The sequence below is a fragment of the Micromonospora sp. DT4 genome, from assembly GCF_049841675.1.
Lineage (GTDB): Bacteria > Actinomycetota > Actinomycetes > Mycobacteriales > Micromonosporaceae > Micromonospora.
The window spans coordinates 1-21,256 of the sequence record NZ_JBNCKT010000068.1; the positions used below are offsets into that span (position 1 = coordinate 1).

Here is a 21,256-nt window from a genome sequence, read left to right on the forward strand (position 1 = left end):
TCCAAGATCATGCCAGCCACAGCCACCACAGTAGACCGCAGCCCCGCTCAGCCGATCAACTCAAGCTGAATACGTACCTCTGATGCTTCCAGTTGCCGCCCTTCCGCTCCTTTTGAGATTCCTCGACGGCATAGACGCCTCCGTCGCCCGCAAGCTCATGCGCAAAATTCCATGGGATGAATCAGCTATCACGAGGGAGCTGTGTGATCTTCTCGACGAAGATTACTCGGAAGAGTACCATCTGGATTATTCGCTGGAGCAACTTCGTCGCGACCTCGGTCTCGCCATGCCGCTTGCGAGCGTTGACTTCACTATCGAGACGCACCAGTACTCGGCGCAGATAGAAAACTGGGTGACACAATCGGAAATCGGCATGGTACTTAAATACCAGGACTCTTTCGTGCCGACTAACTCTTGGACCAGTTCGCTACTCCTCCAGGCGAAGCGTCTGTTTCCGCGGGGTCCGGGAGTTCAGTACTCCGAGGCCTCCAGATTTGAATCGTCCGACCCGAAGCAGCATGGCCGCATCATGAATCTCAACGAGCTACTTGGCTGCGATCTGGTCAAATACCTCCTCTACTGCCCGCGTCCGTCGTCTCTGGACAAGCTGACCGCCGCGAAGCTGGCACACCTTCGCAACCTCGCGATGAACGGTGACATCTTCGACTTCGCGCGCGGGCTTGCGCTCCACCGTGAGCTAGAAGCGGGAGGTCAGACGTTGGCCGCCGGAGTGTTTGTTGCAAAGGCAGACGAGATGCCGAAGACTCTTGCGCAGACACATGGGGGAATCTTCAAGTCTACCGTCCCGCTGTCCTGGCTCCTGACGCTGGAGTTTGCGGACGCAGGCAGATTTGCAGACCTGCCGTTCGGCGTGAACCGCAATCATCTCGATTCGGAGCGGGCACGGATTGTCGACGGGATCTTGGCCGGCAATGAAGCGGTCACTCAAGCGATCGGAGTTCTGGCCGGGCGAAACGCCAACTTTGCGCCGCTCAGGGTTCTGCCGAAACACACCATCTCGATCAGCATATCGGCTGGCGGTCAGGCGGATCCCGATCGGCGGCTCATCAGCAATCAATGAATTCGGCAAGCTGAAATCGAGCGAGTGGTTTCGCCGTCGGCAGTGCAACGCGAAGCATTGTTTCCTGGCGGTTTTCATTGTATTGCTAATCCGCTCCCACCGTCGGCCGTGGCCGCATATGCTTTCCATATGAGGACGCAGCCGCGGCCGTGCCGGCGTCGTGACTCCCGGGCAAGGCTGCTCTTGCCCGCACCGAAGCTTTCCGGATGCAGATCAGAATCGGGCTGCCGATAGGGGTCACATCGTTCATGGCGGCGGCCCTCCGGGCCGATGGGTCGTATGGCTGCGGCATCGGTGTCGCGTTGGTCGGCGGCTTCATGGCCGAGAGTGTCAGCCGGGATCCCAGGCGGCGAACCGCCGCTGGTGGTAGAGGCGTCGCGGCCGGTAGCTACCAAGACGCCGTGGCGTAGGGCAACGATTCGGTCGGCGTGGCGGGCGTGGATGCCACTGGCCGGTCAGTGGTCGCCGATCCGCAACAGCGGCACGTCGTAGAGGCTCGCCTCGGGGATACGGCGCATGACGGGCGCAGCGACCTCGATGATCAGCATTTCGGTGAGGAACTGGACTGTCGCGGCGACCAGGTGACGGGTGTGGCCGGTCGCGCTGTGCTCCTTGAGTCCGACGCTGGCGTGAATGTGCGGCGCGATCCGGTCGTGGGTGTCGTCGTAGGCGATGGTGCCACCGCCGAGCGCTTCGACGTTGGCCAGGTGCACCCGGTCCCAGACTGGGGCTTGGGGGTCGTCCAGACGCTGGCAGGTGCCGACGATCTCGACCGTGCTGAACCCGGCGATGAAGACGGGGATGTAGCCGTGCCGGATGCCGTTGACGCGGCAGGCGTCGGCGAGGGCGGTGAAGAAGTCCTCGCCATGATCGAAGGTGACGCCGATCATCCGTCCGGGCGTGAGGTCTTGGCTGCGCATACTGAGACACTTCCGGTCGGGTTGGTCGGGGGCGAGTGGCTGTGGTGGGTCCAGCCAAGGACGTACGCCCCTCAGGGGTGAAGAATTCTGTCGTAGTCTTCGTCGTACCACCCGTCGGTGTTGTGCTTCTGGATGGTCCCTGCAACGCGCGTCAGCATCAGGACGTCGCCGTTGAGGGTCAGGGCCGCGTCCTCGGTACTGCCGGTGAGGATTCTGGCCACGGTCGCCAGCATGTGGGGTTTGCCCTTGTCGACCAGGGTGTCCTTGCGCATGGAGAAGCTGACGTCGACGTAGGCCTCCGGCTCCCACTGCCACAGGGAACCACCGTCATCCTCGGCGCAGTAGTAGCCGTGCCTGCCGCCGGTGATGTCCACGACATACCCGTGCTCGTCGTTCAGGTCGGCGCTGAGCATCCTGCCGCCGGACGCCGTGGACGTCTCGACTGCTCCTGGGGCAGCCAGCTCCGCCACCTGCTCGAGTGGGATGTGGCCCGCCAGCGTCAGCCGGTACTCGACAGCCATCTGCACCCCTTCATCAGTCTCGCCGGATGATCTGAATAATCGCACCATCGCGCGTTACCGCCGCCAGTTCCTTCAGCCCCGTGATGGGCCAGTCGTGGAACTGCTTGTGCAGAGCAGCGAGGTCTCCGCGCCAGTCGTGGAGGTTCAACATCACGCGTTGGGTCTGCTCGGCGTCGACCTTCCTGGACACCGCGCTCCAGACGGCGCGGGCCGGAACAGGAGCAGTGGGCGCGTAGCAGTCGAAGACATGCCCCTCGATGAGGAAATCGGGTGCCTTCTCCGGCCTCCCAGAATCCCCGGTCTCGCGTCGCGCGTCCGCAACCTCCTGCCTCGTGGGGTTCTGGTGAACCCGGTACCCCTTGCCAGCGGCCTTGTCGGCACACTCGTTCTCCAACTCCAGGGCACGCCGCTCCCGAGGCTTTTCGTTTGGCGAGATCCGGGTTCGACGTCCGGTAGGCGACCCGCCGGCGACGCCGGTGGGACGCCTGGCCCACGGGATTGCCCCGTCAGGGTTCGCGGAGACAGTTCCGCCCAGGGTGGGGGTCGTCGGGGATGGGTCGCCGGTGGTAGCAGGGGTGGGGCTGGTCGGTGGATGACCGCCAGCCCCCGTTAGTTTCCCGACGAGCCCAACTGCCGGGCCTGCGCGATCGCCCCTTCGACGGCCTGCCGGGCCCCGCCGGTGCGCTGCACGACCAGCACCAGGACCTGCTTGATGGCCTCCAGGGCCTGCAACAGGGGCCCGGGTTGCCCGCCCTGCAGGACCATGGCGACGAGTTGCTGCGCCCCACCGACTCCGGTGATGGCCCCGGCCGCCGCGTCACGAGCGGCGTCCACGGCGCTCTGCACCGGCGCCAGCCCGGCGATCGTCTCCTGGGGGGTGGCTTCGTTCGGCACTGCTGCGGTGGCCTTCGTCGCCTCGCCGATCGAACCGGCGAGACTTCCCAGGCCGCCCTGGATGCCCGTGATCGCGTTGCGCACCCGCGCCACACCCGCAGCCACCGCAACGAAGCCCGCACCCGCAGCCCGCAACGCCACCTCCTGCGCCTGACTATCGGCGGCGGCTGCCAACCCCTGCGCGCGTTCGACCCCGGCCATCAACGCACGGAGTTCACCGGTGATCTTCTCGATCTGCGACACGTGGCGGCATCCCCAATCGATGAAAGTGGAAGTGCTCGACAGCTGAACCTACCGGGCTCCTTGCGAGGCCACCAGACAGCGGCCGAAGCGGTCAGCACCGCAGACAACCGCCGCGATGCGAGCAGCTTCAGGGGTGCAAAACGTTGCGACCGTCAGCTACGGCAAGGAACTCGCCCGGAGCCGTGCAGAGCTGCAGGCGTAGCAGGCGACCAGCCATCTGCGTCGTCGAAACCAGCAGCACATGCTCCAGGAAGCCGGCGTTGGAAGACTAATTGTATTGTCAAGACGGAACCGCTACCGGGTCGCCGATTCCTGCAGTGCGGCGGCGAAAACAGTGGACGTCCACAACGTGCATGCCGGCCGCGTCGGCCGCTTGAATGCCTTCAGGCGAGTCCTCGTAGACGAGACAGGTCGAAGGTGCAGTGCCCAGTCGATGCGCGGCGAGTTGAAACAATTCCGGGTTGGGCTTCCCGCGCTGGGCATCCTCCCCGGTTACCACATAGTCGAAAAGACGCCGCAGGCCAGTGGCTTCGAGGCCGGCATCGACGACCCTACGAGCGCCTCCCGATACAAGAGCCAACGGAACTTCTCCATGGAAGACCATCGCGAGTTCGACGACTGGAGCGAAGACTTCCAGGCCGGATACCCTCTCAACAATCCGATCGATACAGTCGGCAACGATGGTTTCGACTGGCGCAACGATACCGGCGACTCCAGCAAGCTCTGAGATCAACTCGCTGCCAGAGGTGCCTATTCGAGAGGTATAGAACTCTTCCCGGAGATCGAGCCCCCATCGCTCACAGGCTTGAGACAGCGCGCGAAAGTTGATGGGGTGACTGTTGACGAGAGTTCCGTCCCAGTCGAAGAGCACCGCTCGGTAACGATTGAAGTCGGCTGGCGGATAACCGTGATGACAAGGCTCCTGCGGCGAGCAAGAAGATTTGGCTGAAGTATCGCCTCCGACTGGCCCCAACACAACTTCTCCAAACTACGCGTAGTTGGGCGAATCCACAATTCCCCGCAGCGAACCTAATCACGTAAGGTCATCGGCACATGCTCTCAAGTCCCTTAGGTAACGCCGAGCAGCCAGCATATTCGGCGGAGCGGCGGTGATCGACGACATGAGACGACCGAGCAAGTGGACGTGGCGGTAAATAAGTAGCGCTTGCTCGTCGAACACAACCCCTTGATGGTCAAGAAGATCGAGCAATCGGGCTGGACGGATTCCAAGCGCATAGCCGACCCGGGCGTAGTCGAGGTCCGGGTCGCCGTAGATGGCCAGTTCCCAGTCGAGTCCTGCAATGCCGGTAGAACCTTCGAGGAAGTTTCCCGGCTCCGGGTCGTTGTGCAACAAGCATGGCACGGGTGGTTCGGGGAGCCGACGGTGGACAAGGGCGTCAGCGTTCTTTGCGACCTCGTTAAGCCCTTTGCTCCAGAATGCGTTTCGGTAGGAAGTCAGGCGTTGACGGACATAGCCGTTCCATCGTGGCATGAGCGGCGCACAGAGCCGGCCAAAGCCAGGCCCGCCGAGCTCATGGACAGATCGCAGATACGCAATTATTCGTATTGCCGCCTCCTCTGTTCTGTTTGTCATCGTTCCGCGCATCCGGCTCATTATAAGAAACTTGCGACTGCCGATACGACCAGAGCGCCGCTCAGACGGTGCCAATATGCAGGCGTCACCGAGGCGCCGCAGGGCTTCCCTTTCGTTTTCAGCTCGCCATGCTTCGCGGTACATTTTGATTACGGCACCCGGCAGGATTATGAGCCGATTGTTCGCAGGGATTTGCCTCATGTGCGCGACAATGCGTCCAGCCGATCCTTGATGGCTGCCGTCACGTTCCGATAAGGAGTATCAGTACCGAAGTGGAGGTCCACGGAGGGTCGGCGTGCAAGCGCGTCGAGAACAGCTGCAGACTTGACAGCCTGCTCGACGGTATTTCTGTGGCGGATACTCAACCAGTCACACACGTAGATATCGTCGCCGGGTGACATGCACTGGGCCGCCAATAACTTCCGAGCTCGGTCGACTGGAGTCGAACACGAGTCGATCTTGCGGCTGCCGTAAATGACCTGCGGGAAGACGATGAGCTCCACTGTCGCACTGGATGACAGCGGCGTGCCCGTGCGCTCACGCCATTCCTCGGGCAAGATGTGTAGCTTGTTGCTCCCCTGGAAGCTCTGCCAGTCCGAGCCAGATGCCGGCTTGGGACGGGCAAGGTTCCACCGGCTGGCGTGGCTCAAGCCGAGGGCGCTCAGCGTTCCGCCGTTAAGTCGAATGGGTCCGGGCATCGCGATGGCTTGCGGAGCGGCGTCCGAAGATATCGCGATCATGGTGCGGTCGTTGGCGAGGAAAGCTCCGTCGTCGGCAGCAGCGACGGCGAGGGCGAGGCTGGACTTGCCGGCGCCGGAGTTGCCTACGAACAAGATGCCGCGGCCGTCGATGGTGGCAGCTGAAGCGTGCAGGCAGACCCAGCCGTCGTTCTCGGCCCGCCGGTAGCCGATCTCGCGGAGGTGCCGGGCGGCATTCATCGCCGCGTCCGCATCGTCGACCGTGATCACGGTGTAGCCGTCGGCGTGCCGAGCTACCACCTGAGGGGCTATCGCCGCACCGGTGTCGGTGACGAGCACCGGGCCGGCAGCAGTTCGATGCCACCTGGCCGGAGCCTGGGCATGCATCTTGACATCCCGTGGGACGTCTGCGGCGCGTAGACGGACGCGTTCGGCGAGCGCGATGACGCGGTTGGTGGGAAGGGCGATGGTTCGCATCGTCATGGTGGACGAGATGGCATCGTCATGGGCGTTCCACAAGGAGCTGCCTGGCGTGAACAGGCTCCTCGTGTACCTCGCTGTCGTGCTGGACGACGCACGGAGCTGAATGGCCAACCCACTGAGCTGCACAGTGACGTCTTCCCTGCACCAGGCGTCGAGCGCGGCGGGCGTGTCGCGGCCCGCCAGTACGGCGTCGAGTACGGGCATCACTCCATCATTCGCAGTCATCGTTCCGCCCGTTGTTGAGGAAGTGCTCAACCTTGCTCTGGCCGAATCGGGCATGGGGAATACCGTGAGCTGAAAGCGCATCGGCGACAGCGCCTGCTGTCGATTCCACAGCCCGGCGGACCGGCGGAGAGCCGGTGGTTGCGGGGGCCGCGGTGAGGCACGCTCCGTACTCGATCTCGACCTGCTGAAGCGTTCCCAGGTACGGGGCGAGGGTGCTTGTGTCTACTGTGATGGTTGACCAGTGGCCGTCCTGGTCCGTTGGTGAAGGAAGGTCCCAGGTGCTGCGCAGCAGCTGACCAACCTTGTCGAGAGGCCTGTGACCGAGCGCGTCGCCGACGAGGGCCAGAGCGTGTTCTTGATCGGTTGCCGGACGGATGCTCTTGTGGAGTTGACCGTCACGGAGAAACTTTGCCTTCGCCCACCAACTGCCGTCGGGGCGCGGCGTCAGTGCGGCGTACTCGCGCAGGCTGGAGCCGGCTGGCCGGTAGATCTCCGATCGCAGGATTCGCCGGTAGATGATGCTGTCGGACACGGGCGTTCCGATGGTCGACATGTGTTCCAACAGGATACGGGCGACAGCCAGCGGGTTGATCTTCGCACTGAGGGTGATCTTGGTTTCGACTTCTGGACCTTGCGAGGGCCGTCTCCCGGGCCTCGGCACGGGAAAGTTCACTTCGGCCCGCTCGCCGACGAGGGCGTGAGCCCATCCGGTGACGTCGGTGGGCACGCGGGTTGGCATCTGGGTGTAGTGGAAGGCGACCAGCACTGCCGCGGCGGGACGCCACTGCGTGGTGGCGTAGAAGGTGGCCTGCGCCGTCGCTGCATCGACGTGGCAGGCCCACAACGGGACCCTGACGGCAGACACGTCGGGCGGGGGTTCCTGACCGTCGTCGAGCCGGCGCCACACCTGTTGGCGCAGTCTGCGTTCGTCGACGACGAGCAGAGGCCCGCCAGGAGGGTCTGGCATGCGGGTGAAGGCGATGTCCTGGTCGTTGGGACTGTCTGTGATGGCGGCGACGAGGAGCACGGTGTTCCCTTCGGCGGGCTATACCCGGGTGAGGATGGCGCGCCACACGCTGCGTTGGCCCGGATCGCCCGGACTGAGGTACTGCGTGACGTCGCCGCACACTGACAGACCCGCTTCGCGGAGAAGGCTCTCCAGGTCGTCGGGCGTCAGGAGGGTCATGTATTGGCCGTTCGGTAGGACGTAGAGGTCGTCGCCGAGTGAGTCGAGACATGGGTCGAGGTACCCGGCAGTGAATGTGTTCAGAGACAGAGAGCCTCCGACGCCAAGGACTCTGTGCAGCTCACGCAACGCGGCCCCGAGGGCGTCACGGTCATGGAGGTTGTGTAGGACACCGTGGCAGACGACCAGCGAGGCCCGTTGATCGGCAACGGGCACGTTGGTGACATTCGCACGGGCGAGTGCGACACGCGGCCCGGCGTGGTGGTCGCGGGCCTCATCCAGCATGCCGGGATGCAGATCGATGGCCAGGACACGGAAGCCTGCAGCCACCAGACTGGGCAGGTTCCGGCCCGTACCGCAGCCCGCGTCGAGCGCAACGGCGCCGTCAGGTACGGGATTGGAGAGCAGGTTGGTCAGGTAGACAGGCGCCGAGAGTGCAGCGAAGGCTGAGACAGTGACCGGATCGTTCCAGTAGTTGCCGGTAGGGGCCGGTCGTACACCCGTCACGATTGAGCTCCGTTATGGAGGCTGTAGCCGCTGTTGGCCGGCCGGCAGCGCAGGGTCCTCAGTCCCGCGTCCGCGAACGCCTGCTCACACGGGCCCGGAGTACGTGTAACGGCGCAGAAGGTGGGACCGACCGAGGAAAGGGTAAGGACGTCAGCAAGCTGGTCACTGAAGATGTGTTCGAGTTTCGCGGCGGTGATGAGGAGATCTGGATGGGAGAACGCGCAGTTGGCGATGCTTCCCATCCGAAAGCGGTAGTCGAAGAGTAGGTGCCCCAGCGGGCGCAGGTCACCGTCGATGAGGGCGGGCCAGGCGTCGTGCAAGAGGCGGTAGGCGATCTCAGGTCCGTGTGTGCGGCCGGTCGTGATGAATCCATCGAAATGCCGTGCCTCGGCTGCGAGGCTTGCTCGTGCGTCCCAGTTCAAGGGCTCATGGGGCATTCCCAGCACGATGTGCATGCCGTCGGGCAAGGGAGCCTGTAGCAGTGGCACCTGAGCGCCGGCGATGACCTGGACGGCGCCGGGTATGAGCCCGGCGGCGGCGGATCCGCCCAGACATTGCACAGGCAGAAGGTGGTGGAGGTCTTCGTCGATCTCCTCGCCGTGGTTGCGGGCGAGGAATCTTACGAGCCGGCGAGCGGGGATGGGACGACCATAGATCTCGTTGACTGCCGCGGCCACGGCGGCTATCTGACCGCTGCTGGAACCGAGCCCGATGTGGGCGGGCAGGTCCGGGGCAGTGACCCGGACGCGTAGGCGCTCATGGACCCCAAGCACCGTGCGGATCAGTAACGCCGCATGTCGGGCCAGGACGGGATGGGCGCAGTCAGGTGTCGTCTGGACGGCGGGACCGTCGTCGACGATGCTGACCTCGACGTGGCGTGGCAGGTCGCACGCCACGAGCAGTTCACCGGCGAGGTAGGTGCCGTCCCCGTTCGGCACGATCTTGCTGGAGTCCAGAGCCATGGCATTGACCCGGCTCGGATAGGCCACGCGGACGCACCTCGTGACGGGCTGCGGTGGAGTCGTCGGGCTAGCAGGCAGCGCGGACCGCACTGCGCCGAGGGGAAACGTCGGGAAGTCGGTATCGACCGAGCGGCTGTTCACGCGGTGCTCCCAGGGTCGAGGAGGATACGGGCGCGCTTGGTTACGGCCACGAGGTGATCGAGGGCGTCAGTCGTGTAGCCGCCGCTGCCGAGAGCACCTTCATCGCGTATTGCCATGTTGGCCTGGGCGAGTTGGCGGTGTGGCAGGCGGAACCGCAGCAGATCGTCGATGAGCAGGCCGGTCGCGGTGCGCAGGTGCGGGTATCGGTGAGCGAGTCGCGCCAAACCCGGGTTGCCACGGGCCTGGTCGATGAGTGCGCGGTGGTGTGGCGGCAGGTAGATGACGTTGTCGTCGACGTATTGCTCGAACCAGCCGGCGAGCTCGCCGGTGACCGCCTGGTTGAGCAGTACGACATCGATCACCAGCAGGGGCATCTGGGCGCCGCCAGGCGCGTAGTAGGTTTGCCCGGCGATGGTCAGCGCTGGGAAGTAGGGGCGCAGGCGGCCAGTGAAGTACTGCGGCGTCAGGTCACGTTTGACGGTCACCAGGTGGGCGGCAAAGGCCCGCAGGTGGTGGTGCACAATCGCGGCGGCGGCCTTGGCTTCGTGTTGGTCGGCGGCCTCGGGCAGGTAGCGGCAGCGCTCGATTGCGGCGTCGAGGCCGCAGCTGGCTGCGGAGACCTCGTTGATGAAGAGGTGCTCGCCGGGCGTGTCAGTGAAGGAACGCCGTCTGGGTCCGCGGGGGTTGCGGGTGCTGTATGAGTAGACGGTCTCACGTGGCACCTCGTCGGCGATGTTGCCTAGGTGGAGCATCGCCGCTTCGACCACAGGTGGTGCGAGGCCTCGGCCGGTGTGGCGGGCGAGCGAGGCGGTGAGCATGCCCAGGTCACGCAATGCCGCCCGAGCGGGGGCAGCGTCGCGGATTCGGGTGGCAGCCTGGCTGAGGTGTACGGCTCGGGTGTGCAGCCATGCGGTGTCGGCCGCGATGTTGGCTTGGGGCAGGGACCGCATTACGGCGTCGGCGCCGAGCGGGTCGAGCGTTGTTATGCTCGCGTCGAGACCATGGGTGACCGTCATGATTCTCCCAGTTGTCCAGGTGTGCCCCGAGGTGATCAATCAGCGGGTTGGTCGTCGCGGTAGCTCCACACCCGGCTGGTGCTGGCGCCATCGAGGTAGGCGAGCACGGGTTCGATCTCGGGCCGTGCGGCCGTGGAGGTGGCCAGGATCTTCTTGGCTTCGTCAAGCGGTAGCAGGACAGCGCCGATGACCTTGCCGTCCGGGTCATGTACGGCGATGTTGCCGTCCCAGTCGGTGCAGTCGAAGGTCAGGACGACTGTGGACGGGTACCGCTCGGTCGTGGTGTTGACGAGGTAGGCCAGCGGGCCGACCGTGGCCAGGCGCAGACCGGTCTCCTCCTGTACCTCGCGAATGAGGGCCTCGGTCAGCAGTTCGCCGCGTTCGACGCCGCCGCCGGGGATAGACCAGATCTCCTGTCCGTCGCGCTGCTCTTGCACGAGCACGATGTGGTCGTCGCGGCGGAGTAGGGCGGCGACAACCTGCACGCCGGGGCCGGCGACCGGTGCGGGCGCTGGGTTGGTGGGTTTCGTGGCGGGCATGTTCACTCCAGTTCGTTTCGCAGGGCCGCGACGCATCCGGGGATCTGGGTGCTGTCACGGACTCGCCAATACAGGACGTATGACAGGTGGATGACCAGGCGGTAGAAGGAGAGGCGGTGCTCGAACATCGGGTCGGCTGGCTGGCCTCGCTGGCGCCAGTAGGCATCCAGCAGGAGCCGGCGGTCCTCGCCCGCGGGCAAACACCATCGGTCGATCTTGACGAAGTCGCTGACGTCTTCGGCAATGGTGGCGTGATCGAAGTCGAGCAAGGCGATCTGACCGCCAGGTCGGATAAGGATGTTATCCGGGTGGATGTCCTGGTGGGTGTTCACCATCGGGTGGTCACCGAGCATGTCGGCCAGGACGGTGCCGCGGCGGCGGGCAACCTCTTCAAGGTCGGAGGGAATCAACTGATCTCGTCCGAGACGATGAAGCAGGTCGGACAGGTGGCGAACGCGGGAGGCGGGTGTCGCGGGGACGGCGATGGTTGACCCGTTGTGCAGCAGCGCGATCTGCTCTGCCAGGGCGGGCCATAGGTTTGTGGTGATGGCGTCGGTGCGGCGGGCGTCGGTGAACGTGCGGCCGGGGAGCCACTCTTGGAGCAGGAATGGCCCGAGGTTCGGGTCCCTGCCGAGCCGCAGGACCTGCGGCACTTTGACACCGCGTGCCGCGGCGCCAATCATGGCGTCGGCCGTCTTCTGCAGGTGGGCCTCGCCCTCCCGGTTGTTGAACTTGAGGAGGTAGGAGCGATCGCGGCCTGTGAGGTGCCAGCAGGTGTTGAAGCGGCCTTGGGGAAGACGTCGGACACTGATGACTTCGGCGTCCGAGGCGAGCCGGCGAGCGGCAGCGCGGTCGAGCATCGGCGTCGTCATCGGCCTGCTCCGGCGATGGCGAGATCGGTGGGCAGCCCGTCTCGGATGAACACTTCGTAGACACTCTCGGCGAACTCGACGACCTGTCCGACGCAGAGCTGAGATGGATCGCGGACGTCAAGGCGAGGCAGAGCATGGTGCAGGCATCGGCCGAGGTTCCAGGGTGCAGCGAGTTCGATGGCCTCGGTGCTGGGCTCGGTCAGTGGGGTGAGTGCCAGGTGTAGGGCAGTCGCGGTGATCCGGCCCTCAACGGTGCATAGTCCGACGTTCGCGGAACGGGCGGCAAGTACCGTGCCCACGCTAGTCGGTGCGAGAAGTTCGGGCAGGTAGGCGGTGCCCTCCCAGGTTCGACCGGCCTCGATGTCGACCTCCGTGTCGAAAAACCGGTTCGGAAAGCGCCGCAACTGCTCACGGCGTAGGTGTGGGCGTCGGGGCAGGAGGACGTCAGCGTTGTACCGAGCGGTACGAACCGCGGGCGGTGCGGCGCCATCGATGAGGCGGACGGTCAGCTCCGCAGACGTGTCGATGGAGAAGGAATAGTCGTCACCACCAGGACGTCGGAATCCTGCCGCGTCCTTGCCGATCTTTGCCGTGATGGCGGCAGGAAAGACCTGCAGCTCGTCCGATCCACGCGTGCCCAACGCCTTGTACTCGGCAGAACGGAAGGTGCCATCTGCCTCGAAGTTCAACAGCACGCGAAGCGAGCCCGACAACACGATGGTGGCGTGGATCGCTCCTACCAGCGATAGTTGCTGCTGGTGACGGTCGAGGACCTCCAAGAAGTAGCGGTCGGTCCGCACGCCCAGCAGTTCGTTCGTGAACGGATCCTTGAGGTCGGGGGCATACACCCACAGCGGGCCGCCTTCACGCGCCTGACCCCACAACTTGTCCTGCATCTGCTCGCCAGTGAAGCGGCGTTGGGTGAAGGTGTGGAACGAGTAGCCCGGCGCGGCGGGATCGCGTCGCCCGTCGGGGTGCACGACGAAGTGGCGGAAGCAGTCGGTGTGGTTGCGGACTCCTGCCACCACCTCCGACGTGATGCTGCGGCTTTCGCCGCTGGCGGCCACTGCCTCGCGGGCGTGCACGACGCCTTGGGCCAACCGGGCGGCGAACGTGGTGATCTGCTTGTTGGTCAGGGATGGGGACGCATAGAAGTGGTAGAACAAGCGCCGCTCGCCGCCGCCTCGAGGATCCGGGAGTGTGAGCGGGACGAGCCGGTAGCTCGCGCAAAGGTCGGAGGGCAACTCTCCCCCGGGGTGGCTGAAGGCCGCGGAGACGACTGGTGCATGCGGAGCGGTCACCAACACAGCGTCGGGGTCAGCTGCCGTGATGGCCGCAGCCAGCTGGTCGCGGCGGTCGATACACTGAGCAGCGATGGCGCGGTAGCCGCTGCGACCCAGGATGTGCAGGGTTGCCCACAGTGCAGCCGCGGTAGCGCCGGGGCGCGAGCCGAGGACGGTCTCGTCCGGGATCCGTGTATGGGGATCGATTCTGGTTACGTGTTCGAGCAGTCCCTTTCTCACGAGCAGAGCCCCACACGAGTACGGCATGAGGCCGGCCTTGTGTGGGTCGACGGCCATGGCATGCACACCGGGGTTACGAAAGTCGAAAGGAAGGTCGGGAGCGGTGAAGGGAAAGACGAAGCCGCCGTGAGCAGCGTCCACGTGAAGGAAACACCGGACGGCTCCCGGCTTCTGGAGAGCGAGGTCACGGAGTTCGGCGGCGATCTCGTCGACAGGATCCGAGAAGCCGCTGTTGTAGTAACCGGCGGTGGCCACCACGACGATGCCCGTCACACCAGCGCCGAACGCATCGGCTGCAGCCTGCCGGACCTGCTGGCGGGTCATCGTCCAAGACGCGCCTGGCGCAAGCCGCACCAGATCCAGGTCGAGAACCTCCGCGGCCTTCGCGACGGACGCGTGGCAGAGGTCTGAGGTGATCACACGGACGCGGTGCCCCGCGGTCCGGAGGAGATTGCGGGCGATTCGCAGCGCGGCGAGAGTGGCCTCGCTCGCGCCGCTGGTGAGATGCCCATCGGTGGCTCCCGCCCGGTAGAGACCGGCGAGGATGGCCAGCGATTCCTTCTCCAATCGTCTGGTGCCGGCCTTGCCTTCCCCGAAGCGGGTGTGCACGCCCACGTTGTTCGTGTTGACCGCACACCAGTCGCTGAGCGTCCGGACGGCTTCCGGGTGTGGCGCAGCCATGGCGAATCCGAGCCTGGTCTGCTCGGCGTCGTCCCACGCGGGTATCTCGCTCTTTGCCTGTGCCAGATGCTCCTCGATGAGGGTGCGACTCCAACCGTCCTCGGGGAAGTCGCTGGGCACCGCCCAGCCGACGTCGAGATCACCCATGATTGTGTCTCCTCGGGATCATCGGGCGGTCTCGCCCATGTGATCGGTCTTGGTGAACCGAAGGTCGCGACCGGTGACCGCAGCCCTGATCGCCCGCAGGCCCAGCAGCCATGGCCCAAGCGCGCTGACTGCGGGTTGTACCGCGAAGGTGGCAATCGATCCCAGGCGTGCCGGCTGCTGCCACGTGGCGTCGGCTCTGCCTGGTGTTCGGAAGTCGCGGAGTAGCCGGCCACGCAACCGATACGCCACGATCGGTTCGATGACCGCCGCAGTCAGAGTGGCCGTGGCCAACAGCCTGAACTGGCGACGGGCTGCCAGGTGCGCGGCAGCAGCCGTCACGATCGCTGGTCCCAGGGCCCAGGCAGCACCGTCGGCCAGTGCGCGGGCCGCCAGCAACCGCTGGCCGGCGCGGGAGAGTCGGGTAGGCCTCGCCGCCGCAAAACGGTAGTCACGACGGGTGGCAGCGTTGGCAAAGGCCACGCTGCTGAACGCGCGGGCCATGGCGGCCACGCTCTGGTACGGCTCCACGATGTTGATCGAGGGCAGTACGGCTATTGGCTCACCAGCCATACTCAGGCGGTGGCCGACCGCAAGATCGTCGTGAGGCTCCTGGAAGAATCCAACCTCTTCTAGCTTGTCGCGGCGCAGGATGAGTCCGGACCCGACGCCGTACACCATGGGACGAGCGATGGTGGCCAGCATTCGACGGCTACGTCCCGGCGCGCACCAGCCGGCCACCTTGATCCGCCGGTATTCGATGCCCAATGTGCGCCGGAAGGCAGCGAGGTCCTGCCCCGACATCGCTGCCGAACGCTTCCCTCGAGTGCCGGCGTGGAATGCGGGCAGCATCGGCTGCTGCATCATCGCGGGCCGGCCGACTGCAGCCCGCGCGACGTGGGCACGCAGGCGGGCGTCGGGAACCGCGTCGGCGTCGAAAACTGCGATGTACTCCTCGCCGTTCGCTGGAAACAGTCGTTCCAACTCTCCGACGGCGTAGTTGAGTTGTGACGCCCTGCGGCCCTGGCCCGGATACGACACGACGTGGAAGACCTCACGGCCCAGCTGATCGTTGTGCCGGCGAGCCAGGTCACGGCAGAGGTGCTCGGTAGTCTGCTGCCCTACTGGTGTCTGGGTGGCCTCGCGCGCTGCAGTGACGACCAGCACGCGCAGCTGAGGCCAGTCCGCCGCCAGCTGCAGGAAACACGCCAGGGAGCGGGGCATTACCGTCTGCTCTCGCAGAGCGGGGATGACCACCGTCAGGTCGGGCCCAACATCGATCGGGGTGTTCCCGACCCGAGATGCATCCGTCCGAAGCGACCGCGCGGACCAGACCATGGAAGCGGTCATGTAGACGCTGCGCACGGCGTACGCGCCGATGAGTATCCGGCTGATCGAGATCACGGCGTCTCCTGTTCGACGAGGCCCAACTCACGGAGGCACCTCTCCGCGTCCTGGAAATAGCGGGGTTGAGCCTGCGGGCGGCGGCTGAGTATCCGGTCGCGGGCAGCCATCGCTGTCCAGCCTTTCGCGCGCAGGATGGCGTACGCGGCAGCTGGGGCGCGGTTGATCCCGCTTGCACAGTGGCAGTACAACCGCGCACCGCTCGCCGCCAGGGCCAGTTCAGCGAACGCTATGCATGTGGCGTACCAGGCGGTGCCACGGGACCCGCCATCATCCTCGGTCGGCGCTGAGTGCCACACCAGCCTGCCGCAGAGAGCGGCAGGCGGTGGTGACGCCCGCGTTGTACGACAGTCCAGGACGTGCGACACGTTCATCGCGAGTAGTCGTGACACCATGGCTGGGCTGTCCGGTGCAGCACCGACCATGATCCTCGTGGTCACCATCTGCGCATCCAGCGCCGGATCAACGGACACCGTTGGCGCCCGTCGTCATACTGGCCGAGATGGACTCGAGCCGCTCTGCGGTACCAAGCACGAGGCGTCGGGCGATGTCCTGGCCCATCGTCACGGCGTGGTCCATGTTGCCGATCTCGTAGCGCCAGGTGCCGAATCGTCCGCGGGAGTAGATCGCGTGCTGCTCCAGCCAGGGTTGAATGGCTGCTAGGGCGGCGTCCCTTCCGATGGTCGGGACGGGGTAGGCGTACGGAATCAGCTCGACGTGCCCGCTGATCCGCTCGGCTGCATCGGGCACCAGGTGGCAGCGACGCAGCGCAGCGTCACACTCCTCAACCAGTGCGGTCTGGTCGAGCTGGCGCCCACTCGACAACGAGACCTCTGTCATCCAAGACGAATACCGGCCAGGGTCAGCGTCCGGAACGTTCGCTGGAGCGTAGGCGGCGAAGTTCGTCGCCCGGTAGAACGGGGCGTCGTGCCCGGGGAAGTACAGCCACGACCGTCGGTCGGTCGTCGGCGCCCGGTATCCGAGACCGACCATGGCGACTGTGGTGTGACGCAGACTGGCCGCCGCCCGCCGAACGTCCTCTGGCGCCCCTGCTGTCATCGCGATGAGCCTGTCCAACGCTCCGGTGGCCACCAGTTGCTCGTAGCCGAGCCGCGCCCCGCCGGACGTCACCACGGTTCGCGAGATCGGGTCGATGTGCACGACTTCGGTGTTGGTGCGAAGGTCGCCCTGAAGCCGGGCAGCCAGTCGCCGCCAGATGGCGCCCGTGCCACCGGCAGCGGGAAACGCGAACCGCGCGTTCGGACCCCAGGCTTTCGAGGAAACGGGACTACCGTCCAGTGCACGTCGCAGGACCTCGGTGTCTGCGGGCGCGACCCGCTCCGCGATCCAGGAAGCGGACATCTCGCCCAAGTCAGTGGCCCAGACCTTCTGGTTGTACGGGGCGAAGAATTCTGTGACGAGGCCATGACCATAGGTGGCTTTCAACCATGTGCCGAAGTCCGTGATCGCCGGAGCAACGCCATGGGCCTGAGCCGCGATCAGGTCGGCCAGGCACCTCGCGGCGCGCGCTGGCGGCAGATGGTGCAGGTGTTGTTGGAACGGATACGGCACCCAGCTCCGGTCGTGCCGGATGAACGACGAGCGGTCGTGATGCAACAACTCCTCTTCCGCAAACAGTTCGGCCATCAGCGTGTCGAAGCTGCGCAGCTTGGAGAACACCACGTGACCGCCCAGGTCCCAGGTAAAGCCGGCCTGGTCCACTACGGAGGAACCCAATCCCCCGACCTCGGGTGCCGCCTCCAGGAGGGTCCATTCGCGGTGGCCCAGCCGCTGCAATTCATCGGCGCAGGCCAGGCCGCATGGGCCACCACCCAGAATCACCACGGAGGTTGCGGAGTTCGCTCGGCCGCTTCGGTCGCTCACGACGCCGCCACCCACCCTCGAACTCAATCCCCGACTCATGAGTCCAACACCTGCATCTGGTACGTCTGGCGAGCACCGTCGGGGGAGACTTCATCGATCGGCCTGAACCCCAGATGCTCGTAGAAGCCCCGAGCGGCGCGCCCGGGATGATCCGGTCCGAACGTCGTCACCTCGATCGTGCAGGGGGCAACGAGCATCGTGCGTAGTGCTGATCGAACGAGGAGGCCCCCGACACCATTACCGCGATGCTCGTGGTCGACGGCCAGCCAGGTGATTTGATACGTCGGATGATGGGCCGACAGCAGCAGGCCACCCGCAAGTGTCGCCCCAGGTCCGGATATGCCGTCGCGCACACACATGGCGGTTCCGCGCGCTATGTTGCGCACGAGTGCGGCTCGGAACGCGGGATCTTCGGCTAATGGACCGAACAGTTCCCCCACACCTTCAGCAAGGGCCAACCATGCCGGGATGTCCGACTCGACTGCGATAACGGCCTGCATTCGACCTTCCCCCTGGCAACGACATGAAAGCGGACCTTCGAAACCATAATAGGACCGCTCGGCATAGCATCCAGGCGCGATCAATATTGCGTCGGCCGAGAGCCAATCACTTGAGCCGACTGTCATCACGCCTGCCTAGCCAATGACTGATGCTCCATAGCCACATCGGTCAGGCGAAGGATCTGACTCCGTCGAACCAACAGGCTGGCTACGTCATAGGGTGCGGCCCAACCAAGAATCAGTTCCTGCGCTCCCCCGGCGACATATTCGGCAGCACTCGGCTCATCGGCCGGCCGAAGTAGTACCGAACGGCGCACAGCATCAGGGGACCGCCCAATGCCCTGACACGCACGATCGAGGCGGGCGTTTAGCGAAGCAAACTCAGAGGGCGACCCGATGGCGTTCCAGGTGTCGCATTTCGCCGCGAGCGGCAGCGTAGCGCCGCGACCGCCGATCAAGATGGGTAACTGCTGGCCCCCAGTAGCATTCCACCGTTTACGAATGCGGTGGCACGCAGATGTCAATCCGTCCAATCGGTCGGCGGGCCGCCGGAACTCCACGCCGTACGTCGTGAAGTCCTCCGAGCGCCACCCGGCGCCAAGCCCCAGCACGAGCCGTCCGCCGCTGATCTCGTCGACGGTGCGCGCCATGTCGGCAAGCAGCTCGGGCGGCCGTATGCCCGCGCACGTAACCAGGGCACCGATCCTCGCACGCTTGGTCTTGGCTGCAGCAGCTGCGAGAAGTGTCCACGCCTCGAGGCTCGCGGCACGAAGGCCCGGCTTTAGCGGTGCGGAGTGATCCCACGTCCAGATCGAACTGAAGCCTGACTCACAAGCCCGTTGCCATGCGAGCAGGGTCTCCCTGGCACTGCCGTGCTGGGGGTGGATCTGTACACCGATGTCAATCATCGCGGCTCCTTGCCTTTCCCTGCCGCGCGTCCGATCGCCTGCTCTACGAGCACGTACGTCGGCTCCATGGCTTGCAGGGTGACCGGCTGGGCGAGACGCTCCTGGCCTGGCCTCATGGTGACGTGCGCGTCGAGAAACGACTCAATCGACGAGGCATATCCCATACGGTCGAGGACGTCGGCGAAGGGGGAGCGACGCGTCTGCACCTGTTGGTAGGCCCGATAGCCCGCCTCGGAAAACACATCGATTTGGTCGAGATTCGTCAGCTCGGCGACACTGCCGTCGTCGCTCAGGACAGTCACGACGTGACGGAATCCCGGTGCCCGATTGCTGACCGTGATGTTGCAAACGGATCGCTCAGCCGAGAGCGTCCAGAAAACGGAGGTCCTGTCACCATCGTCTAAAACCGTCGTGGTTACAGCCGAACACTCCCCAATCAGTGCCAGAGCCATGTCTAGGGCGTGAACGGCCTGCGCGAGCAGGAGCGTACGCAATCGATCGAGTCCCCAGCCAGGACCCGCTCCGGTGGTCGCCAGATGCTGGACCTGTACGTGGCACGGACCGCCACCAGCCTTTACGGATTGCCGCAGTGCGTCAAATCCGGGAGTGTGACGGTAGTTCATGCCGACACACACCGGCACGCCCGCACGCGCAGATTCCATGCTCAGCCGCTGCAGGCTGCCCAGATCGCAGACCGGCGGCTTCTCGACCAGAATCGGCACCCCGCGAGCCAGAGCTGCAGCGATCACACTCTCATGCCCCTGCGGTGGGCACGCCGCGACAATGCAGTCAACGTCGGGCCGCTCGAGCAGTTCAGCCAACGATACCGCCGGCCGCGCGCCGAGCTCATCTGCGAGCTGCGCGGACTTGGCCGCATCGACGTCGAATACTCCGACTACATCAGCTCCAAACGCTTTCAGGGCGGGTACGAGATGACGGCGCATCTGGACGCCTGCGCCGACAATCCCGACAGATGGTCGAGCGAGACACGTAGAATTTTCGACAGGCGGACGCGCCGGCTCGGTCACCACCGTGGCCCCGCAAGCACGGCGTGACAGATCGATGGACCGTGCTGCGCGGCAGGCAGGACGGTGCGGTCGAGGACATAGCCGGCCGCACTAACCGCTGGTATCACAGCAACCTCCCACTCGAGTCCGTGTAGGTGACCTACTACTCGGTTCGGCGCCAGCCTTCGATCCACTGTGCGAGGTCCCGCGCTGACCACCGCCGCCCCGCTGCGTCACAGCGATCGGCTAGCAGAAGGGTCCCAAGATTTGGGCTAACCACGTCAGCTCTCGATGGGGGTCCAGGATGTACCCCCCTGCGGATGTCGCCGGAGAAGGTTGACGTCCGGCAGGGGGCGATCTTGCCGATGGTGTTCACGACGTGCCCCACATAACCTGGTCCCATGGAAGCTCAAGATCATCCTTCCTCATCCCGACGAGGGCTGAGTGGGGACCAGGCTCTCGATCTGGTGACCAAGGTCGTTGCCGAGGCTGGTCACTGCACTGACGGGATTGCGCTGCTACGACCGCCCGCCGACAACGCCATGGTGGCTATCCCACAACTGGGCCTCGTAGCACGAGTGGGTATTGACATTGTTTTCCGCGATCGGTTAGCCAATGAGCTGCATGTTGCGGAATGGCTGACGTCACGGGGCGTACCGTCTATTCAGGCAGTGAAGCTCCCAGGCTTGGCTCAGCTAGAAGTCATAGATGGTCGGGTCTTTACATGGTGGCGCTACCTTCCACGGCATGGCACGGCCACGGCAGGCGACCTCGGGAGGGTTTTGAGGCAGTTGCATGACCAAGGCCCCCCATGGCCACGACTGCCGGCCCTCGATCCCTGGTCTCGGGTCGCATCGCAAATTCAGGCCGCGAACCTGCCGCCTGAGGACAGGATCGGCCTTGAGCGACACTGGCGTGATCTCGCCGATCGATGGGAGCGGTCCGATTGGCCTCATCGAACTTCTGCTGTGATCCACGGAGACGCACACCGGGGTAACGTATTGATGTCGGGGGGAGTTGGACATCTCCTCGACTTCGAAGACACCCGCCTCGGCCCGCGCGAGTGGGACGTTGCCTACGTGGTCGCTTCCAAGCGGGTGGGATGGCTTTCCCCGGTTGAGGCGTCGAATTTCTGGCGGGAATACGGGATGGATCCGCGGCAAGGTGGCGAGCTGGACCTTCTCGTAGACATCGCGCAATTTCGTCGAACCTGCTGGCTAGCCTCAAGGCTTCCGTTCGAGCCGGACCTGATCGGGCACGTCCAGCACCGGATAGCCACTCTGCTCGATCCTCGCCTTCCCCGCCACTGGCTGCCCGGGTAGG

21 protein-coding genes are annotated in these 21,256 nt (G+C 65.0%); 2 read left to right on the top strand and 19 right to left on the bottom strand.

Going from position 1 to position 21,256, the window contains the following annotated elements; genetic code table 11:
- The first annotated feature begins 82 nt into the window (after window positions 1-82).
- On the top strand, window positions 83-1,081 hold the full coding sequence (locus ACLQ24_RS19070; protein ID WP_425893072.1) for a hypothetical protein: 999 nt from the start codon (window positions 83-85) through the stop codon (window positions 1,079-1,081).
- Window positions 1,082-1,536: 455 nt separating this feature from the next.
- Here the strand turns inward: ACLQ24_RS19070 and ACLQ24_RS19075 are convergent, their stop codons facing one another.
- The 19 genes from ACLQ24_RS19075 to ACLQ24_RS19165 form a co-directional block, all read right to left on the bottom strand.
- A complete protein-coding gene (locus ACLQ24_RS19075; protein ID WP_425893073.1) occupies window positions 1,537-2,001 on the bottom strand; it encodes a PPC domain-containing DNA-binding protein in 465 nt (154 codons plus the stop codon).
- 71 nt (window positions 2,002-2,072) lie between these two features.
- A complete protein-coding gene (locus tag ACLQ24_RS19080; protein WP_425893074.1) occupies window positions 2,073-2,522 on the bottom strand; it encodes a SitI3 family protein in 450 nt (149 codons plus the stop codon).
- 13 nt (window positions 2,523-2,535) lie between these two features.
- Window positions 2,536-2,922, bottom strand: coding sequence for a hypothetical protein (locus ACLQ24_RS19085; protein ID WP_425893099.1), 387 nt, complete (start codon window positions 2,920-2,922; stop codon window positions 2,536-2,538).
- A 209-nt stretch (window positions 2,923-3,131) separates the two neighbouring features.
- Window positions 3,132-3,659, bottom strand: coding sequence for a DUF6244 family protein (locus ACLQ24_RS19090; RefSeq protein WP_425893075.1), 528 nt, complete (start codon window positions 3,657-3,659; stop codon window positions 3,132-3,134).
- A 280-nt stretch (window positions 3,660-3,939) separates the two neighbouring features.
- Entirely contained in the window at window positions 3,940-4,635 is a 696-nt protein-coding gene (locus ACLQ24_RS19095; protein WP_425893076.1) for an HAD family hydrolase, read from the bottom strand.
- A gap of 57 nt (window positions 4,636-4,692) precedes the next feature.
- The gene (locus ACLQ24_RS19100) at window positions 4,693-5,454 is read right to left on the bottom strand and encodes a phosphotransferase family protein (RefSeq protein ID WP_425893077.1); all 762 of its coding nucleotides are present in this window, start codon (window positions 5,452-5,454) and stop codon (window positions 4,693-4,695) included.
- Complete coding sequence (locus ACLQ24_RS19105) at window positions 5,451-6,638, bottom strand: hypothetical protein (protein WP_425893078.1); 1,188 nt, start codon at window positions 6,636-6,638, stop codon at window positions 5,451-5,453. The genes ACLQ24_RS19100 and ACLQ24_RS19105 overlap by 4 nt, the downstream gene beginning before the upstream one ends.
- A gap of 7 nt (window positions 6,639-6,645) precedes the next feature.
- Window positions 6,646-7,686 (bottom strand): hypothetical protein, encoded by a 1,041-nt coding sequence (locus ACLQ24_RS19110; protein ID WP_425893079.1) that lies wholly within the window; start codon window positions 7,684-7,686, stop codon window positions 6,646-6,648.
- Between the two features lie 18 nt (window positions 7,687-7,704).
- Window positions 7,705-8,352 carry a class I SAM-dependent methyltransferase gene (locus tag ACLQ24_RS19115; protein ID WP_425893080.1) on the bottom strand — a complete coding sequence of 216 codons (648 nt, stop codon included), beginning with the start codon at window positions 8,350-8,352 and terminating at the stop codon, window positions 7,705-7,707.
- Window positions 8,349-9,341, bottom strand: a complete 993-nt coding sequence (locus tag ACLQ24_RS19120) for a hypothetical protein (protein WP_425893081.1) — start codon at window positions 9,339-9,341, stop codon at window positions 8,349-8,351. Before ACLQ24_RS19120 ends, ACLQ24_RS19115 begins: the two co-directional genes overlap by 4 nt.
- Before the next feature lie 110 nt (window positions 9,342-9,451).
- Entirely contained in the window at window positions 9,452-10,471 is a 1,020-nt protein-coding gene (locus ACLQ24_RS19125; RefSeq protein WP_425893082.1) for a monodechloroaminopyrrolnitrin synthase PrnB family protein, read from the bottom strand.
- Window positions 10,472-10,506: 35 nt separating this feature from the next.
- Complete coding sequence (locus ACLQ24_RS19130; RefSeq protein WP_091113644.1) at window positions 10,507-11,010, bottom strand: NUDIX domain-containing protein; 504 nt, start codon at window positions 11,008-11,010, stop codon at window positions 10,507-10,509.
- Between the two features lie 2 nt (window positions 11,011-11,012).
- Window positions 11,013-11,882 (bottom strand): phosphotransferase family protein, encoded by an 870-nt coding sequence (locus ACLQ24_RS19135; protein ID WP_425893083.1) that lies wholly within the window; start codon window positions 11,880-11,882, stop codon window positions 11,013-11,015.
- A complete protein-coding gene (locus tag ACLQ24_RS19140) occupies window positions 11,879-14,233 on the bottom strand; it encodes a pyridoxal phosphate-dependent decarboxylase family protein (RefSeq protein WP_091113638.1) in 2,355 nt (784 codons plus the stop codon). Before ACLQ24_RS19140 ends, ACLQ24_RS19135 begins: the two co-directional genes overlap by 4 nt.
- Window positions 14,234-14,251: 18 nt before the next feature.
- Window positions 14,252-15,634 carry a glycosyltransferase gene (locus tag ACLQ24_RS19145; RefSeq protein WP_425893084.1) on the bottom strand — a complete coding sequence of 461 codons (1,383 nt, stop codon included), beginning with the start codon at window positions 15,632-15,634 and terminating at the stop codon, window positions 14,252-14,254.
- 462 nt (window positions 15,635-16,096) lie between these two features.
- The gene (locus ACLQ24_RS19150) at window positions 16,097-17,518 is read right to left on the bottom strand and encodes a protoporphyrinogen/coproporphyrinogen oxidase (RefSeq protein WP_425893085.1); all 1,422 of its coding nucleotides are present in this window, start codon (window positions 17,516-17,518) and stop codon (window positions 16,097-16,099) included.
- Window positions 17,519-17,553: 35 nt separating this feature from the next.
- Window positions 17,554-18,018 (bottom strand): GNAT family N-acetyltransferase, encoded by a 465-nt coding sequence (locus tag ACLQ24_RS19155; RefSeq protein ID WP_425893086.1) that lies wholly within the window; start codon window positions 18,016-18,018, stop codon window positions 17,554-17,556.
- Window positions 18,019-18,143: 125 nt separating this feature from the next.
- The gene (locus ACLQ24_RS19160) at window positions 18,144-18,926 is read right to left on the bottom strand and encodes an LLM class flavin-dependent oxidoreductase (RefSeq protein ID WP_425893087.1); all 783 of its coding nucleotides are present in this window, start codon (window positions 18,924-18,926) and stop codon (window positions 18,144-18,146) included.
- Window positions 18,923-19,957: a Gfo/Idh/MocA family protein gene (locus ACLQ24_RS19165; RefSeq protein WP_425893088.1), complete on the bottom strand. Its 1,035-nt coding sequence runs from the start codon at window positions 19,955-19,957 to the stop codon at window positions 18,923-18,925. Before ACLQ24_RS19165 ends, ACLQ24_RS19160 begins: the two co-directional genes overlap by 4 nt.
- A gap of 518 nt (window positions 19,958-20,475) precedes the next feature.
- Here ACLQ24_RS19165 and ACLQ24_RS19170 point away from each other — a divergent pair.
- Window positions 20,476-21,255, top strand: coding sequence for a phosphotransferase enzyme family protein (locus tag ACLQ24_RS19170; protein ID WP_425893100.1), 780 nt, complete (start codon window positions 20,476-20,478; stop codon window positions 21,253-21,255).
- The last annotated feature ends 1 nt before the right edge of the window (window position 21,256 follow it).

Excerpts from the sequence above, each read along its gene's own strand:
- ACLQ24_RS19125 (WP_425893082.1), bottom strand. The coding sequence starts at position 10,471 with ATGACGGTCACCCATGGTCTCGACGCGAGCATAACAACGCTCGACCCG.
- ACLQ24_RS19155 (WP_425893086.1), bottom strand. The coding sequence starts at position 18,018 with ATGCAGGCCGTTATCGCAGTCGAGTCGGACATCCCGGCATGGTTGGCC.
- ACLQ24_RS19160 (WP_425893087.1), bottom strand. The coding sequence starts at position 18,926 with ATGATTGACATCGGTGTACAGATCCACCCCCAGCACGGCAGTGCCAGG.
- ACLQ24_RS19080 (WP_425893074.1), bottom strand. The coding sequence starts at position 2,522 with ATGGCTGTCGAGTACCGGCTGACGCTGGCGGGCCACATCCCACTCGAG.
- ACLQ24_RS19170 (WP_425893100.1), top strand. The coding sequence starts at position 20,476 with ATGGTGGCTATCCCACAACTGGGCCTCGTAGCACGAGTGGGTATTGAC.
- ACLQ24_RS19075 (WP_425893073.1), bottom strand. The coding sequence starts at position 2,001 with ATGCGCAGCCAAGACCTCACGCCCGGACGGATGATCGGCGTCACCTTC.
- ACLQ24_RS19105 (WP_425893078.1), bottom strand. The coding sequence starts at position 6,638 with ATGCCCGTACTCGACGCCGTACTGGCGGGCCGCGACACGCCCGCCGCG.
- ACLQ24_RS19100 (WP_425893077.1), bottom strand. The coding sequence starts at position 5,454 with ATGAGGCAAATCCCTGCGAACAATCGGCTCATAATCCTGCCGGGTGCC.
- ACLQ24_RS19130 (WP_091113644.1), bottom strand. The coding sequence starts at position 11,010 with ATGCCCGCCACGAAACCCACCAACCCAGCGCCCGCACCGGTCGCCGGC.
- ACLQ24_RS19070 (WP_425893072.1), top strand. The coding sequence starts at position 83 with ATGCTTCCAGTTGCCGCCCTTCCGCTCCTTTTGAGATTCCTCGACGGC.
- ACLQ24_RS19135 (WP_425893083.1), bottom strand. The coding sequence starts at position 11,882 with ATGACGACGCCGATGCTCGACCGCGCTGCCGCTCGCCGGCTCGCCTCG.
- ACLQ24_RS19140 (WP_091113638.1), bottom strand. The coding sequence starts at position 14,233 with ATGGGTGATCTCGACGTCGGCTGGGCGGTGCCCAGCGACTTCCCCGAG.